Annotated in this window: 14 protein-coding genes; 6 read left to right on the top strand and 8 right to left on the bottom strand. The window is 58.1% G+C overall.

The genetic code is table 11. The features are described from left to right. The first annotated feature begins 688 nt into the window (after positions 1–688). Both F9K07_RS21060 and F9K07_RS21065 read left to right on the top strand, forming a co-directional pair. Positions 689–2578, top strand: coding sequence for a cold-shock protein (locus F9K07_RS21060; RefSeq protein WP_159595282.1), 1890 nt, complete (start codon positions 689–691; stop codon positions 2576–2578). A gap of 109 nt (positions 2579–2687) precedes the next feature. Then, the gene (locus F9K07_RS21065) at positions 2688–3140 is read left to right on the top strand and encodes a helix-turn-helix domain-containing protein (RefSeq protein ID WP_236581411.1); all 453 of its coding nucleotides are present in this window, start codon (positions 2688–2690) and stop codon (positions 3138–3140) included. 151 nt (positions 3141–3291) lie between these two features. On the opposite strand, the gene F9K07_RS21070 is transcribed toward F9K07_RS21065, so the two are convergent. Beyond that, positions 3292–3720, bottom strand: a complete 429-nt coding sequence (locus F9K07_RS21070; RefSeq protein ID WP_159595283.1) for an HU family DNA-binding protein — start codon at positions 3718–3720, stop codon at positions 3292–3294. Between the two features lie 268 nt (positions 3721–3988). Beyond that, complete coding sequence (locus F9K07_RS21075; RefSeq protein WP_159595284.1) at positions 3989–4711, bottom strand: hypothetical protein; 723 nt, start codon at positions 4709–4711, stop codon at positions 3989–3991. Positions 4712–4895: 184 nt separating this feature from the next. On the opposite strand from F9K07_RS21075, the gene F9K07_RS21080 reads away from it, so the two are divergent. Further along, positions 4896–6118, top strand: a protein-coding gene (locus F9K07_RS21080) for an IS3 family transposase (protein WP_159591368.1) whose coding sequence is annotated in 2 segments (ribosomal slippage) — positions 4896–5163 and positions 5163–6118 — 1224 coding nt in all. Because the reading frame shifts where the segments join, the coding sequence is not laid out codon by codon here. Positions 6119–6392: 274 nt separating this feature from the next. Here the strand turns inward: F9K07_RS21080 and F9K07_RS21085 are convergent. The 3 genes from F9K07_RS21085 to F9K07_RS21095 all read right to left on the bottom strand — a co-directional run bounded on the left by F9K07_RS21085 (position 6393) and on the right by F9K07_RS21095 (position 12491). Beyond that, positions 6393–6968, bottom strand: coding sequence for a hypothetical protein (locus F9K07_RS21085; protein WP_159595285.1), 576 nt, complete (start codon positions 6966–6968; stop codon positions 6393–6395). Between the two features lie 105 nt (positions 6969–7073). Next, on the bottom strand, positions 7074–8285 hold the full coding sequence (locus tag F9K07_RS21090) for an RNA-guided endonuclease InsQ/TnpB family protein (protein ID WP_201451460.1): 1212 nt from the start codon (positions 8283–8285) through the stop codon (positions 7074–7076). A gap of 600 nt (positions 8286–8885) precedes the next feature. Continuing rightward, entirely contained in the window at positions 8886–12491 is a 3606-nt protein-coding gene (locus F9K07_RS21095; protein ID WP_159595286.1) for a hypothetical protein, read from the bottom strand. A gap of 313 nt (positions 12492–12804) precedes the next feature. Between F9K07_RS21095 and F9K07_RS21100 the strand changes: the two genes are divergently transcribed. Next, positions 12805–13728 carry a DUF4238 domain-containing protein gene (locus F9K07_RS21100; RefSeq protein ID WP_159595287.1) on the top strand — a complete coding sequence of 308 codons (924 nt, stop codon included), beginning with the start codon at positions 12805–12807 and terminating at the stop codon, positions 13726–13728. A gap of 24 nt (positions 13729–13752) precedes the next feature. Here F9K07_RS21100 and F9K07_RS21105 read toward each other — a convergent pair whose 3' ends face one another. Next, the gene (locus F9K07_RS21105) at positions 13753–13941 is read right to left on the bottom strand and encodes a hypothetical protein (protein WP_159595288.1); all 189 of its coding nucleotides are present in this window, start codon (positions 13939–13941) and stop codon (positions 13753–13755) included. Between the two features lies 1 nt (position 13942). Then, positions 13943–14374 carry an HAD domain-containing protein gene (locus tag F9K07_RS21110; protein ID WP_159595289.1) on the bottom strand — a complete coding sequence of 144 codons (432 nt, stop codon included), beginning with the start codon at positions 14372–14374 and terminating at the stop codon, positions 13943–13945. A gap of 113 nt (positions 14375–14487) precedes the next feature. On the opposite strand from F9K07_RS21110, the gene F9K07_RS21115 reads away from it, so the two are divergent. Together F9K07_RS21115 and F9K07_RS21120 are read left to right on the top strand one after the other, a co-directional pair. Further along, positions 14488–15033 carry an HAD domain-containing protein gene (locus F9K07_RS21115; RefSeq protein WP_159595290.1) on the top strand — a complete coding sequence of 182 codons (546 nt, stop codon included), beginning with the start codon at positions 14488–14490 and terminating at the stop codon, positions 15031–15033. 183 nt (positions 15034–15216) lie between these two features. Further along, positions 15217–15660: a hypothetical protein gene (locus F9K07_RS21120; protein WP_159595291.1), complete on the top strand. Its 444-nt coding sequence runs from the start codon at positions 15217–15219 to the stop codon at positions 15658–15660. Between the two features lie 91 nt (positions 15661–15751). Here F9K07_RS21120 and F9K07_RS21125 read toward each other — a convergent pair whose 3' ends face one another. Next, on the bottom strand, positions 15752–16588 hold the full coding sequence (locus tag F9K07_RS21125) for a DNA adenine methylase (RefSeq protein ID WP_159595292.1): 837 nt from the start codon (positions 16586–16588) through the stop codon (positions 15752–15754). Positions 16589–16741: the final 153 nt, after the last annotated feature.

Below are 16741 nucleotides of genomic sequence, written 5' to 3' on the forward strand. Positions count from 1 at the left end.
CGAAATTTTGAAGCGTGACAGGCGCGAAACCGGATCAGGGAAAGCGACAAGCCGCCTGCCTCAATGATCCCGCTGCCGCCTTTGCGAGGCTATGAAACGCGAATGCGTACCGAGCCATCAGGTACTTGGTAGGCCTCGAGAAATGCTGGCGCGGGCCAGCATAAAAAGCGATCACGTTGGCTGCCGGACGTCTTCGGGCCATGGGCCAGCTAAACGGCGAGTCGCAAGGCTCGTGAAAGAAGCGGCGGAATGAGGTTGCCTTCAGGCGGCCGCTCCCTCGAAAGAGGCCCTCGCGATATTCCGAAATGCTTCCCATGTGGAGGCATTTCATTTTCTGGCGCAGCGCCATGTGCAATCCAAGTTGCGTCACCAGCGCACACAGGTTTCGCCCGCGCGCTGCGGTGACGGTGTATTTACTGCGTGCGCTCGTGCGACTGCGTGAGCTTGCCCTCCGAGCGTCAAGCTCGCCAAGCTGTGAGGGAGAACTCGAGGCAAATCTTCGATGCATGCGCTAACTCCTGACGCCGCACCATCTTCCCCAAGCAGGCCACCCGTTGCTCAGCAGGTTAAGACCGACTGAAGACGCCTCTGACTGCTGTCCGCGGGGAGGCTGCACGTAGTCGTACGCGCGACCCAATGTACTGATGTCTTAGACTGCTCAGTAGACAAGATGACCAGGAGAAATCAAATGAGATCCGAAGTGGCGTTTCGGCAGGCCGGGCTGTTGCGCGGTTACGGTACCGTCAAATGGTTTGGTGGCATAAACAACAAGACTGGCCGGGAGAATCGCTTCGGATTCATTGAAGATCTCAGCGGCAAGAGCGTTTTCTTGCACACGGGCGAGTGGCGGGGAAAGTCTCAGCCTGCGGAGGGCCAGTTGGTTACGTATCTGGAAGAAGAACGAGATGGAAAGTCCAGCGCCCGCCAAGCGGAAAGCCTGGACACCTGCGAAATGCGTGCGCCGGAATTGTATTCAGCACTGTGCACGCCGCCCCTGAATGCGGTCGAGCCGGCCTCCTCAGAGCTCCACAAGGCGATAGAGGAGAAGCTGCGGCGAAGCCTAGCCAACAGCGGATTTTCGGACTTGCGCCAAGTGCTCGAAGCGTCGCAGCAACCCCAAACCCCCTCGATCTTCCGCCTTGTGGCCACCGGCATAGATGCAGCGAAGAACTACGTTGTTCTGATGGACGCTGCCGGCCTACGCATCACTGACGCTGCTCCATGGGAAAGCCTATCGCACCCGGTGGCGAGCCATTTCGAGGCCGAGATCGCAACCTACCTAGGTAGTTTAGAACCTCAGGTAGCACGAGACAAATGCTCAGATCACCTGACAGTCCTTCCGTTGTCTCTCCTTACATATCTGCTCACGAGAGGAGTCTTCACAACCACCGACCAGCTTGAGCCGGCGTGGGTGAAGAATATCTACCGCTATTTGAGTTCGGTGATTGTCCGCGGCACTGCGACTTTCCCGGGCTACTTGCGAACCAGCTTCGATGCGAGTCTGGTCGCGCCTGACGGTCTACCTTCCAACCTGATACTCCGCGACATTGTGGACAATCTGCGTTTCAAGAAGAGTCTTTTTGAGAAGAATACTGACTTCATCGACATCTACAACGCGTCGGCCCGCCTGCACCGCAACGTCGAGACCTTCATCCTCAACCACCTACTGAGGCTTGTTGTCGCCGGGAATGATCATCAAGTGGTGTACAGCACGTTCATGCAGCGCCTTTGGGAGGCCCTGACGTCAAAGGTCCTGCCACTTGAACATCGGAAAGCGCAATTTCAGTCCCTCTTTCCTTCGTGCACGACGATGGGCCCCAAGCTGTCCTGCGAGGCAGTTCATTGGCCCAAGAAAAACCTCTTCCTGTGCCGAGGCAGGATATGTTCATCCCCCAAGATTCTGCCGACCCCTGCCCACCACTTCCTAGACTTCAACATATACGATTGGTTGAATCACTACGGCATCACCTACATGGCAAGCGAACGGCCACAGGCCAAAGATTTTCCGATCAAGCTGGCCAGCTACTTCAACCGTTTACGGGAAATCTTGCCAGTGTTGCACTGCCGCGCTTGCGGCGAACTACTGCTGCCAAACATGAAGTACGCTCGGACTCAATACAAGGAACTGGTAAGGGGAGCTATCGAGGTCAAGGAGATGGCTGCGGCCTATCGGCTCACTGTGTTTCACTGCAACAGTCAAGACTGCGAAGAGTTCGACATCGGCCACTACATTAGTCATTGCGTCGGATTTGGGTGCTACCACATCATTGATTCGCGCGACATGAAGCAGCGATGTAATGAAGGCCGCTATGTCTGCAAGGGCTGTGGAAGTTGCTGCCCGAGGCATGCGCAATCGCATCCCGTGGGGCTCTGCGCCGAGTGCGGTGACGAACTCGAGGTCTTCCGCGAGACAGTGCGTGGGAAACACGGGATCTACACAAAAAAACACGCGAAGTGCCAGTCGGCGTCGTGCAGCTTCACGATCGCCGGCGACGACTTGCCCCCCAAGTTCAGTCACCTCCCTACGAAGAACGATGCCGACATCACCACGGCCAATGAATTCTTTGATCTTGACTAGACGCGGATAGGTTCCTCATCTATTTGAAGCGGCTTGTGTAAAGTCTTCGGGTTCAGTGCTCTGCCAAATCGAAACCTATACTACGTGTATAGAAAACGAAGGAACTCGAATGACTACTTTTGCCGAATCCCTCAAGAAGGAGATGTCTCGCCTCGCGAAGAAGGAGCAGAAGGGAGAACTCACGGCTTTGCGCAAGGCCGTGACTGCTCACCGGTCCGAGATCGCGGGACTGAAACGACAGGTGAAAGGGCTGCTATCCGCACATAAAGCTCTAGCGAAGGGCCTGTCCAGGCCGGCGGCCTCACCTTCAGGGGACAACAAAGAGAACACCGCAAAAAGTCGCCCTGGCCGAAAACGCATCTTCAACGCGGAGGCATTCGCCGCCAAGCGCGCCTCCTTTGGAATCACCCAGGGACAGATGGCCAAGTTAGTCGACTCGTCGTCACTCTCTGTCTACAAGTGGGAAAGCGGCCAGGTCACCCCGCGCGCCGCACAGCTCGAGCGCATCTTCGCGGTGATGCAGATGGGCAAACGTGAAGCAAGGGCCGTACTCGAGCAGTAGCGCTTCTGAGGATCACCAACCGCCTGGCAGTGACAGTTGGTCGAGCAGGATGCTGCCCTGTACGAGCCGTTTTGAACATGAAAAAGGGCCGCAATTGCGGCCCTTCCTTTGCACTGTTCGCGTGGGAACCAAACTCCCTAAGGTTGAACCATCAAAGCGCGGCGTCCTTCACCTTCTTGAAGAAGCGTGCTTTGACTTTGACCGAGGCTGGCTTGGCAGCAAACATGCGCTCCACCTTGGTGAACGGATCAATGCCTTTGCGCGCCTTCTTGGCAGGCACCTGAAGGGCAGTGACCTTCACGACGCTGGGCCACGTGAATTCGCCGGCGCCTTTCTTATTGATAGACGCCAACAGCGTGGACTCGAGAGCTGCAAGGACGGCTTTCACCACTTTGGGCTCTTGGCCAGACGCCTGGGCAACGTGAGCCAGCAGGGACGTTTTGTTGAAGATCGTCTTGATGGGCTTGAGGGGAGGGGTCGCAGCCGGAGCAGGCTTCTCAACAGCCGCCTTCGTCAGTACTTTCTTTGCAGCGACCTTCTTGGTTGCAGTCTTTGCGGATGCCTTCTTTGCAGTTGCCATGAGTGAGATGTTCAGTTGTTGAAGTGGTGGGTCGCATGCAAGCGACGGAGCGGTTTTACGACGCAAGCAGGCCAGATCGTCTGCAACACGCTTCGGACTGTGTATACCAGCGGTGGCTGAGCAGTTGTTCTGGTCTCCTGATCACGGAGTCCAGTGTTCATTATCAACAGCGGCTCCTCGAAGTCTGCATTCGTTGCGTGACGGCAAGTGCGTGCGGCGATTACACGTTGCAGACGACGCGTCGCGCACCTCGGTGCGAAGCGATATTTCAGCTGCCAAAGATCGCTGCCAACGCGAAGAGAAGGAGCCAGTATCCGAGCATCGACGAGAATGCGAACCCAAATCTCAACTTGAGTCTTTGCCACCAACTTTGGTGGTACTTGGCTGAGTTCGCTTGAAAATACTTTGGATAAAGCCAGAACGCAGCGATCCCAACAAGGGGAAAGACTAACAATGCAATGGCCTCAATAAGTTTCGAGTTGGTCGAGGAGGACTGCTTCACTGCGGAAACGGACTCAGTTTTAGGATTGACCGGCTCGGTAGAGATGAGAGATGTCGAAGCGGGTACTGAGGTCGTCGAGGCGGTGCTTTCCGAGACTGGAGGCGTGGTAGGTGAAATTTCGCCGGCGATTTGAGGTCGCGAAGTGGCCAGCATCCATCCGTCGAGACTTCCAGACTTTTTGGCCTCATCAAATTCAACTACTGCCTTCTGCAGTTTGCTGAGTAAATTTCTTTGTGCCTCGTCAAAGGTCGTTGGCTGCGGGGAACCCGCGTTCTCAAACCAAACAGTAAAACGTTCTTGAAGTTCGTTCACTTGCTTTGGATCATCAACCGAACCCTCTATCTTTCCTTGGATGCGATGAAACTCTGCACCCACTTCAGGGGACATTTCAAGCACGGAAGTCGGAAGATGAACCTGAGGTGTCTCTTGCGCATGCAAGCTGAGGTGCAGACAGCAAGCAAGGACACCTGCAATAAGCTGACGATACATACGAGTGCTTTCAAACTAAGGTAGCTGCAAAATTGGATCAATTGGCGTCTAGGCTGACTTTCCGCTTCCGCCGATAACCGAAGTCTAGCTGCCTCGCGCGCTGCGGCCAATGTTCAGGAGAAGGATGTTGTGGAGTTGACCCGAGTCCGTGGACACATCATTCTTTGTGTTCAAGGAGTCGCAAATGTCCAAAGTCAGACCGCCGTACCCGGCGGAGTTCCGTCAGCAAATGGTCGAGCTCGTTCGAGCGGGTCGCTCACCAACGGAGCTCTCGCGCGAGTTCAATGTCACCGCGCAGTCCATCACCAACTGGGTCGGCCAAGCCGCCATTGACAGCGGCAAGCCGTTGCCCGGCAAGGAGGGCTTGACCAGCGCCGAGCGCGAGGAGTTGGTACGGCTGCGTCGTCAACTGCGTCAGGTTCAGCAGGAGCGCGACATCCTGGCAAAGGCTACGGCCTGGTTTGCCGGTCGCAGCGATGCGACTTCAACGAAGTCTTCGGACTCGTGATGGCGAACCAGGCCGACTTCCCTGTGCGCACCATGTGCCGCGTCCTGGGTGTGTCCGCCAGCGGCTTCTATGCCTGGCGGGAGCGCGCGCCCTCCCAGCGCAGCATCACCAACGCGGTGATGACCGAACGGATACGCCAGATTCACAAGGACTCCTACGAGTCCTACGGTATGCCGCGCGTGAGGGCCGAGCTCATCGAGCAAGGTGTGTGCATCAGCCGCCAGCGCGTGGCGCGTCTCATGCGTTTGGCCCACATCCGGGGCATCAGCCGCCGCCGTGGCTTCACGGTGACCACGCGCCGTGACAAACGCAACTCGCCAGCCAACGACCTGGTCAAGCGTCAGTTCAGGGCCAGCGGCCCCAATCAGCTCTGGGTGGCCGACATGACCTACGTGCCCACCTGGACAGGGTTCCTGTACCTGGCGGTGGTCATCGATGTGTGGAGTCGTCGTGTGGTGGGTTGGTCCATGGGCGAGCGCATGACGGCCGACCTGGTGCTCTCGGCACTCAACATGGCGTTGACCCAGCGCAAGCCGCAAGACGTCATCCACCACAGCGACCAGGGCAGCCAGTACACCAGCCTGGCCTTCGGCGAGCGATGCAGGCAGATGGGCGTTCGCCCCTCCATGGGAACGGTGGGCGATGCCTACGACAACGCGATGGCCGAGAGCTTCTTCGCCAGCCTTGAGGTCGAACTCATCGAGCGCCACAGCTTCGAGTCCAAGGCCCAGGCCCGCATGGCTGTCTTCACCTGGATTGAAGGTTGGTACAACCCCAGGCGCCGCCACAGCGGCCTAGGCTACCTCTCACCCCTGAACTTTGAAAGGAGCCAGCAGTCCCGATTCAATGCCCGCGAGCATGACCAACAACATGCAGACAAAGCATCCCAGACGGTTTGAGAATCAAACTGGAAACCGTCCACCGAACCGGGTCAACTCCAGTTGGCAGTGGATGGGCAGGGCTTGATCAAAACGATCGGTCTGCCGTGCTGCTTTGAAGCAGGCACCTAGTCATGTCGTACTGGACTAGCCGATCACGAAGGAATACGCACGGGCCCCGACCAACAACTTGGATTCGTCGACACAGAAGTCCGATGTCTCTACAAAAGAGAAGGCCGCTTTCGCGGCCTTCTAAATCAATCAGTCTTGCTGAACTCCCGGCAAGTCCGAGCCCTCAGTGCACATGCTCCAGCGCTGGTTGCGTATGCACCGTCGCCAGGAAGCCAACCTGAACCTCGTAAAAGTTGAGGCCAGTCCGAGAAGCCACCACGGCTTCCACAACACCAGGCTCAAGAATCTTGTTGAATCGCGTCTGCAGGTCCGTCAGGTAGCCCTTGCGGTCGCTGTCTTCGAAGGCCTGCCTGTAAATCTCGTTGAGCTGAAACTGGTGGCGCACCAGGCCACACGGTCCTTCGGTCGTTTCCAACCACACTGGCATCACGCCAGTCGCCCCCCAATACCGCATGGCTGCAATTACCTTCGGGTCACCGGCGCTTGCGACGTTGCAGAAGTACTTGCCTCCCGCCTGAACATCGAAGAAGAGCATGTCACAGCCGTCGATGGCAGTGATGCCAAAGTGAGCCGACAGGTCAATGGGTGGGGAGTCGATAGGGATGACCAGAATCGGGCCCTTTGGAAGGGTGTTGGGGCCGACCACTTTGCGTGCGAGCTTGCAGGAGTCCACCAGCTTTACGCGACTCACGCGGCGCGTGAACGGGATTGCGAATGATGAAGGAGGGTTTTGTGTCATGTAGAGGTCCTAAGAAGAAGGCAGATCGCCTGCCTGTCAGGATGTGTAGCAACAGCCTTCCCAAGCGTGCATCAGCGTCTCAACCCGCTTGACATCCTCCCCGCCCTAAAGGACGGGGATTCCCACAACTGGACGGTCATGCCCGACCGCGCACAGGCCTGAAGGCCCATGCTCATTCACGACGGGTTCCTCGGCTCTCGCCTCCCCCACCGTGGAAAACTCCTTCTCCAACCAGGCCAGCCCGCGCGCCCGAATCACGAGCGCGCTGTTCACGTCTCGGTGGTGGTGCGCGCCGCAGGCGCCGCACGCCCAACTCCGTTCGCTTAGGCCGGCCAGGCCCTTCGGTCCGGTGCGCGCGCCACAGGCGCTGCACTCCTGGGTGGAGAACTTCTCGTCAACCTCCTTGAACCACACGCCTGCGTCATCGCACTTGTACTGCAGCATGGTTCGAAACGCGCTCCACCCGGCGTCCAGGACGGACTTGGCCATCCTGGTCTGGGTGAGCGCCTGGGCGTTGACGTTGCCCACGAAGACCGCCTGGTGCATGCGCACCAGGTCGGTCGATAGTTTGTGCAGGTGGTCCTTCCTGCGGTTCGAAATTTTGGCGTGGATAGCTCTCACGCGGCACTTGCGGCCGGCGCGCTGCGCTACCACCAGCCGGGACTCCAGGTCGCGGTAGAAGCGCTGGGCGGGGACCAGCTCACCCTCGCTGGTGGTTAGCAAATCCTTCAGCCCCAGGTCGATGCCCACGGCGTCGACCTTCACCTCAGCTGCAGGGCGAAGGAGTGTTTCTTTCCTCACCTTGACGCAGACGTTGAGATACCAGCGACCGCGGCTGTCTTCGCAGAGGTTGCCCGCGCCGAGCTCGTAGTCGGCCAGGCCGTAGCTGTCCCACAGGGAGAGCTTCATCCCCTGGAAGGACACCTGGCCGGCCTTGTAGCTCAGCGAGCGGGCCTTGAATGGAATCCAGCCCAGGCTGCGCCTGGTGCCGCGCGAGACGCGCCAGCGCAGCTTTACGCGCTTGGCGGCCCGGCGCTTCTTGGCGAACTCCTCGGAGACTTCCTGGAACACGGCCGATCCAATGCTCAGGCCCTCCTTGGAGGCGCCTCGGGTGTACGGGCTGAAGTCGAAGCCGCTCATGAAGCGGCGTTCGCGTTCCCAGACCTTGAACGAAAGCTCGTTGCAGTAGTTCCAGACGAAGTTCACGTCAGCCGCCATCGTCAAAAGCGTGGGGGCATGCCTGTCCTTGAGCCGCAGGTGCAGCACGCGCGTGGTGTGCGACGCTTCGGACGAAGGAAGACAGGAACGTTTGGGCATTCCTGTGTCTAGGCACAGCGTTTAGCCCTCTCCAGAGAAAAGAGTTCACGCCATTCCTCCCGGACCTGAAGGACCGGGTTTCTCCTGGCGTTTTGGGATGACTTAAGGCCGTGCGGCGCCCAGACGGCAAAGACAAACCAGCGCCCCCTCCAACAGAAAGCCGGAGCTCCGCCCTTTCGCTTCCTCAAACCGCTCCTCGCCAACCTCACGAACAGCGTTGTAGTGCGGCCCAGTTGTGTCCATCGCGACCTGGCACCCGATAACGTAGCCGTCCAGGTCGTCACCTGTGAGCAGGTGCCGCATGTCCACGACCCAATCGCTTCCAATGAAGACGACTCGTACGGTGCTTTGACTCTCAGAAGCTCTGAGGCACTTCGTGTACCACAGGGGTTGAGAACTGGTGCCTACACATTGAACAAACATGTTCAACGGTAGGCGTCAATGAAACTCAAAGACTGGGCCAAGCTCAACGGAATCTCGTATAGAACGGCGTGGCGATGGTTCCACCAAGGAACGCTGCCCGTGGCAGCCCGGCAAATGAGCTCGGGCACTATCCTCGTCGATGCGACGCTCAGCGCCGCGCATGGTGTGGCTCTACTGCTATAGAGCTGGCTCTCCGTTCTCATCAGAATCGACCACGACGCGCAGAGCATCTTGCGCCATCATGGTGGCTGTGAGCTGCTCCAGCTGCATGACAGCCTCGCTGCGTTCCCCAGCAAGCACACGGGCTGCATCTGCGGCCATGTTGAGCTCACCATTCAGAATGGCCGCGAAGGTCCGTTCAGCATCCTCCATTACCTCCGGTTGAATCGGGAGAGTTCCAAAGTCGGTTCTCTTGTGGTCGACCTCAATCCGCAGCTGATCGTACGCGGTGCGCTCCTGTGCAATGCGACGGCCCCGAAAGCTCCAGTAGGCATCAACGCCATTGAGTTCAATCAAAGGCCTGGTGACTGCCGTAAATGCATCGACAGTAGGGGTCGGCAACGCCCTTACGCCCGCAACTTCACACCACTTCAGAGCCTCGACTTGTGCAGCAAACGGAACTTCATGCCCGGCCACGGCCCACAATGTGAGCCCGTATCCATCCAGAACAGGCAGGATGCATATCCTGCGCCCCTCGCCAAGCGCTGCTCGAAAATCGGCCCAGCTCGCAGACAAATCAGAAATGCCGTCTGCAGGCAATACCAAAAGGACATCGGCGGGAGGCCAAGCAAGGGAGTCGGCTTTACTGTCAAGGAGATACAGGCTGCGACCGTTCTCCGCAGAGCAAAGTTGAGATCGCAATGCGGACTCGACCTGTGCAACTCGGGCTTCCTTAAAGGTCGCTGCCGCCCGGCAGGCCCCATCGAACAAGGCACCCTTCTTTGCGGTGTGGCGAGTATGCGTTCGTATTGGTGACCGCTGACGGACTGACGCCTCCCGTGCCAGCGCTTGCATGCCTTCGAGAATGCGGGTCCATTCCATTAATTCTCCGGGAGCCTGAGTGCCAATCAGATCCCATGATTCTTCCGACACAGCGCTTTTCACATTGTCCAGGATGGAGCCTACCCAGCCAATGTATGACGCACTCTCCTCAGGCAGTCCGGCAAACCGGCGCAGAAGCTCTGCTGAACAGTCAAACAGAAGAGATTGGAGCGTTGAGTACCGTTGCGAAAGTGTTCCGTCAGCATTGAGCTCCGGAGGGGGCACTGTCTCCAGCGATGCTTCATGCACCTTTCCCAGAGTTGCGATCGCACCTGCTTCTTCCCGCCCCCGGAGTGCTGCATCCAAGTAGATTTTCAGGCAGCGATTGACCACTCGTATGTGATCTAAGAATTGCGACAAATAGGCGGTCCTGGAGACTGACGACAGGTGAGAGCTCACTGCCTGAAGCCATCTCCGATTGCTACTGACAGCTGCCGACCCTGGGGAGAAGCGACGCGGGATGCGCTTCTGGGCAGATGGTCGACCAGCGCTCATCATTTGAACTCGGCCGTCTGCTCCCAGAACGTCGCACGCCCCGATGTCGGCGTCCGGCGCAATTGCAAGCAGGGTCTCTACCGTACGCACAGCAGCGTCGTTGGCGTCCTGGGTGGGCTCCGAGACAACGGCCCAAAAGTTGGCTCGAACTTCGATTCCCTCTTCGCAAGGAGACAAAGTTGGCACGGACGTCCACGCAACGGACTCAGCGAACCTTGCAAACAACTCATCCTGGCTCACCCGATCTACCCACCTGCGGGCAATTAGCGGGCTCGCTGCGTGAGCCGCTGCAAGCAGCTCCACGACTTCGCCAAAGGCCAATTCTCGCGTAGGCGGGTTAATCTGAGAGAGCATCTCCACCACGTCATCAGGCAAGGCCTGGTCATTTAGTGATGCCAACATCAGCGTCAGTTCGCCCGTCCCCCCTGCTGCCGCAATGCTGCGTATCCCGGCGACCCCCAGTAGGGCGATGAGCCTCTGCGTAAGGCTGCTAAGTGCACTGGCATTTCGGAGCTCGGTAAGGCGTCGGCTAGCTGGTGCGAACTCACTAGACCCGCCTAAGACAGGCGCGTCGACGCCACTTACTCCGAAAATTCCGGCCAAACCCAGGTGCGCCCGGGGGATGCCCGAAGCCTCGGGACTCGCTAGCCAGTCGCGCACGATGCGGTGCGCTTGAGCGAGGTCCAGTCCTTTCACCACTTGACTAAACATGATGGCACTGGGTTCCGCCATAACTCGCCTGGATACCGCCTCCAGTAGCGCTTCATCGTAGGACGCGCAGGCCGTCAACGTTCTCTCGAGAAATCGCCCGAGATCTCGCCCTGGTACGACATATACAGCGGCAGCGACTGTCGAAGACATCAACGGCGGAGGGAAGCGATGCGACAGCCGCAGGATTTCAGCAGACCTGAGCTCGTGAAGGCCCACCACCTGCCCCTCCTCGGCTCCAAAAACCATGTGCTCGTCGATGAGTCTAGTCAACGCCAAGGAGACATTCGAGCTCGACTTCCCGAGAACTTCCGGCAGACGAACGACCTCCGCGCTGCATCCAGTGGCGTTTGCGCATGCAACAACGCGCAAGACATCGAGTTCGTCGTGGCGATTGCGGTCGTTCTGTCTTGCAGACACTTGCTCGTCCAATGTCTCACTAAGTCGACGGCCCTGGGTCAGTATGTGGGTGTACTCCAGGAGATGGCCGTTTGACATCACCCAAGGCTCTCTCCATCCCTGCCAACTTGTCTGTCCGCGCTCGCGAAGCTCTTTCCAGATTCGTTCAGCCAAGCCTGCGTCGCTTTCGACCTGCACGTGATGCGCCTGGCCTCTATCCTCAAGCGGGTACCGATCCTCTTCTCGCACAGAGCCGAGTAAAAGGAGCCCCGGAGTCCTACGGACCTCTTCGGCGAGAGCGGTCCACGCGTCGGAAAAACCGCGGCCGACATCGTCAATGATGAAGCCAATCGGAGCATCAAGGGAGGCTCGCCTGGAACGAGCCAACATTGCGATTCGACCTACGTCTTCCAACGTCAGCTGTCTGATTTGGAACCAGCGAACTGAATGTCGGCTGTAGTAGGCGACATCCCAAAGAATCGCGGACTTTCCGGAGCCAGATGGTCCATGAATAAGCACATTCCTGCGGTCGTTCAGACCGTCCATGGCGGCAGCACGCAACTCGGGGCGTTCGACCACCAAGCCGGCTGCGACGTGCGAAGCCTGCGCATCAACCCCCATGTAGAACAGTCGATCCTCATCCGCGGTGAGGAAGTCGACAGCTACGCAAAGACCTGTGGTGAGAGCCTCTTCGACCAATGCGGAGGAAAGCAACGGCCGCAAAGAGTCAAAGCGTTGCTGGACATCAGACACGGCAAGGCCACGGTAGTCCTCAGGTGCGCGCATCCCGTTGTCATCGGCCGCGGCTCCGACTATGCCGAGCAGATCTGAAAAGTACAGATCGGCCTCTTGGAGGGTGCACTGTTGAATTGCCGACACATCCAACAAAGCATCTGTGCGTGGACTGGGGAGCACGTACACCTCCGTCCTCGCCACGTCGGCCGCCAGACCACGCCGGCCTTTGAGCGCAGCCAAGACTTTTGGATAGTTGTTGAGGTTTTGACGGCTGCTTTGTGTACTGCTGCGCTCATCAACACCACTCTCAAGAACCAACAGGAAACAGTCCTCTGGCCGGCGGGCCTTGTTGTCCCACATTTTCTTGAGGAAGCCAGCAACGGCACTTGCGTTGAATTGCCCCATGTGGTCCCGGCGAGACTTTACCTGGCAGAGGGTCCGAAACTCCGGTCCACGAAGCTCCAGGTCGTCGCGTCCTTCGGGAAAGACCATTCCGCCCGGATACCGATTCGCCAATCCCATCACGGCTAGATGCGCTGCCACTACATCTTGGTACCTGAATCCTCTTCCTGCGTGCGATCCCGCTCTAGACGACATAATTTCTCCAACACTCTCTTCTTAGAACATCATTGTTGTTCATGACTCAAGGCAACTGCAATCTTCGGCAGATGCGCGCCAATCCCGCGACCAGAATAGACCCTCTTCCAGCAGTCAGCTTGTGGACACCAGATCAGTTGCCCGTAAACATCACTATGTGCCGCAGGGCTACCTTGCGGCATTCACGGACACTGGCGCCAAGGATGGTCAGTTCCACGTGCTGGACGTGCAGAGTGGTCATGCGTTTCGTACCTCTCCAGGCAACGTGGCTGCGCAGCGAGATTTCAACAGAGTCGACATTGAGGGCCGATCTCCGGATGCAGTAGAGAACGCTCTAGCTCCCTTCGAGGGCCAAGCGATTGCAGCCATCAGGCGCGTCATTGAAACTCGATCCTATCCTCGCGACAAGGACTGGAATCTGATTGTGAACCTGCTCACTTTGATAGCCGTTCGTAACCCACGACTACGAGAGTCGTTCAATCGTTCGAGGGAGCAAGTTATCCGACGGACCAGTGAGCTGCTCGTCTCTGAAAGAAGCCTCTGGGAGCGGCATGCGGAAAAGGCGAAAAAGGCAGGCGAGGAGTTGCCTGACGTTTCTTACGAGAGAGCCAAGGCCTTCATCGAAGAGGGACAGTACGACATTGTGTTCTCGCCAGAAGGAAACCTGCGCATCGAGTTCGACACATTTGACAAGGTTCTTCCGCTACTGGGCAGCAGGCACTGGTCGGTGCTCGTTGCCCCAGACGACGGACCTGAGTTCATTTGTTGCGATTATCCCGTGGCGCTCACCTGGAAAGGGGCGCGAAGCGGCCCCATCGGTTACGGCCTTGAACACACCGAGGTGTTCTTTCCCTTAGGCCGCAGAGTCGGCCTTTATGGCGTCTTCGAGTCACCGATAAATGAGGTGGTCCACTGCCAGCCAAAGAACGTAGGCATCATGAACCGGCACGTTCTTGAAAGCGCTGAAAGGCATTTGTACTCCGCTCACGACACATTCGTCGTATGGGCAGAAGGTGACTTGCGCGAAGTCCAGTGCCAATCATGATTCGAAGCATGCGCGTGCTTCAACTCATGCTTCGCCCGAGCTTGAACTTGAAGGCAACGGCGCCGACGCCGGCTCAACACGCTCGCCGTTGACGTAGGCGACACCATCAACGATGTCGATTTTGATCATCCCGAAGCGACTCTGCCACTCGAAGTGAACCGGCAATTCGACTTCCTCGAGATCGCGCTCTGTTTGCGGCAATCGAGCGCTCATCTCACTTGTCCTTTGGTGGCGCTGTCTTGAGCAGCCAAGTCAAAAGGTCCAGTTGCTGCGACACAGAGCCAAGCCCCTGGATACCGTTGATGAAAAGTGTGTTGAGCGTCCCCTCAGGGAACTCGTGCGGCGCGTCATCGAGCACAAGGTAGTCAGTGAACTTCCCCTTGTTCGCCTGCAGCACCATTTGAATCACTTGCTCACGCGGCCCACGCGGCGCACTGCCGACAAAGCGCTCGCCCAGTTCGCCAAGAAGCTCGCGCAGCTCATTGTCCGTGTGGTCGTAGCGCCATGTGCTGTGAACAACGATCTTCACGTCAGGGAAGTTCGCCAACAGCTTCACCAGCGCTGGCAGCCAGCGGAAGTACTTGCCGTCGAGCTCAGCGCGGCTTGAGTGGAGGACTCCATCGAAGTCTAGGAAGAGGATGCGCACGATGAGCTTTCGAGAGTGAAACGAAGGGCAGTCTCCCGCCGATGGATGCTGTACGTTCATACAGTATAATGAGGCTCATGTCGAAACGCTAGCCCCCTCTTCCATCGAACCCCATGACGAGCACAAGCCACCTTCCGCATTCGCCTCGCTCGGCGACCGTTTTGCCTCGCGGATATGGCGGACTGCTCCTCTACCTCGACTACGATGGAGTACTGCATCACCACAATGTGCTGTGGCACCCGGAGAGAGGTCCATACGATGGTCCGCCGGGATTCCAGCTCTTTGAACATGTCGCGTTGCTGGAGCGATTGCTCGAGCCCCATCCAGATGTCCAGATTGTTCTCAGCACGGCATGGGTGCGCCGATATGGTGTCTACACGACGTCCAAGCGCCTTCCCCCCAAGCTGCGCAGCCGGGTCATCGGCGCCACCTATCACAGCAAAATGGACGAGGCTGAGTTCATCGCAAAGCCGCGGGGCGTTCAGGTGCAGGAAGACACCATGCGCCGCCAACCTCTTAGATGGGTTGCACTGGACGATGTAGATGAGGGATGGCCGGGAGAGCGCTCGCACATCTTCATCGCCGACGAGGCTCTCGGCTTGGGCGCGCCAGGAGCCGCAGACAGCGTACGCACGCTCCTGCAGAGCGTCTTCGGATAAAACGCCAATCGCCACTGCCGGGGGGGGCCGAGCAAGAACGGGCATGGCACCCAGCGATAGGCGGCTTGGATTTCGTGGTCACTTCTAAAAGGTCTGAAGGAGGGATAAATGGCGGGCGCTACACCCTAGATCACGGGAAATGAAGTCGTGGGTCAGATCAACGCGCATCACAAGGACCTATCCATGCCAGCCGTCACGCATTTCGAACTGAGCCACGCAATCGGCGAGTCAGTCCCTTTTCTATCGCACTGGCATATCCGCGCATTCGAGGGCGACGGCCGCACTCTGTACGAGGTCCGGGACTCAAGCGGGACTTTGGTGGCAGGTGACATCACGAGCCTCGAGCACGCACGCCTCTTTGCATTGGCTCCGCTCGTGTTCCACAACTTCAAACTGCTAGAGGTAGAAGCAGTACGGGCGCTTTGGCATATGGTCGACTCCAACCAAGGCACAGTTGACGTTAAGGATGTCGCAGAAGACTTCGAAGGCGAGTTCGAGAAGGCAAGTCCCGGTGCACCTGAGCATGCGCAATGGTTGATGGAGGTCAGCGCTCTTCGCGAAGCCGTCGGTGAACAGGATTTCCCCCCGACAGGCATTCCCCGGCAGCAAGGTCTCTTTGTCAATTGAAGATGGCAGGTCAACTGCCCGCGTACCCTGCGAGGCCTAGAGAGCTCACATTTGCTCGTGGCCCGATCTGTCAGAGGTCAGATTGGGCCACTTATCCAAGGCAAGCCACGAGTTCCCCGGCGATGCCTCGTGCGCCGGCATCTGCTGAAACACTGCGCCGCACTCTGACCTCACGGATGTCCCAACCGGCATAGAGCGCGCGCGTGGTTGCCGTGTCGTGGTTCGAGATGAGCACTGTCGCTCCGCGCTCCACCGCGGCTTCGCACGCTTGCACCAGCTCATACTGCTGGTCGATACCGAAGCGTGCCGAGGTGTACTGCGTGAAACTGGGCGCCGAGTCATCTACATACGGCGGGTCGCAATACACCACGTCCCCCTCCTCGGCCATCTCGATGGCAGCCCGAAACCCGCCGTTCAGAATCAAGCAGCGCTCGAGCTTTCGAGAAGCGGCTTCCATCTGGTTCCATGGGAAATTCGGAAGGACCTTGGGCTGCCCGTATGGAACGTTGAACGCACCCTTCGCGTTGACCCGGAAGAGACCGTTGAAGCCAAATCGGTTGAGATAGGGCAGTAGAACCGCGCGCTCAAACGAGTCGACCTCTGCATTGAAGCGTGCGCGGATTGAAGCGTAGGCATCCGGAGATTGGTTCTCATCCACGAAGAGTTCGGCCGCGCGCTCCATGTACTCACGCGGACGAGCCTGGAGCGCGGACCACGTTGCCACGAGGTCTGGATTCGCGTCGTTGATGACGCTGCAGTCGTAGCCGGTGGCGAGGAAGATGGAGCCAGCACCCACGAATGGCTCGATAAGCCGATGCTTTCCAACGGGAAGAAGTGGAAGCAGTTGGGAGAGGAGACGCTGCTTGCCTCCGGTCCACTTGAGAAAGGGCTTGGATGCGGCGGCTGTCGTGGCTAGATGTGTGTACATCCAGCCTGTAGCTAGGCAATTTATTTAGGTCGAGACGCGGACCTTTGGGTGGCAATTTAGATAGCGATGGTCAGTTTGATTTCCGGTGCAAACGTTCGCTTGCAAATGCCATAGCGATAGCCAGCAGGTTGAGCAGTTGAACCGCACCCAACA

The organism is Hydrogenophaga sp. BPS33 (assembly GCF_009859475.1).
GTDB lineage: Bacteria > Pseudomonadota > Gammaproteobacteria > Burkholderiales > Burkholderiaceae_C > Hydrogenophaga.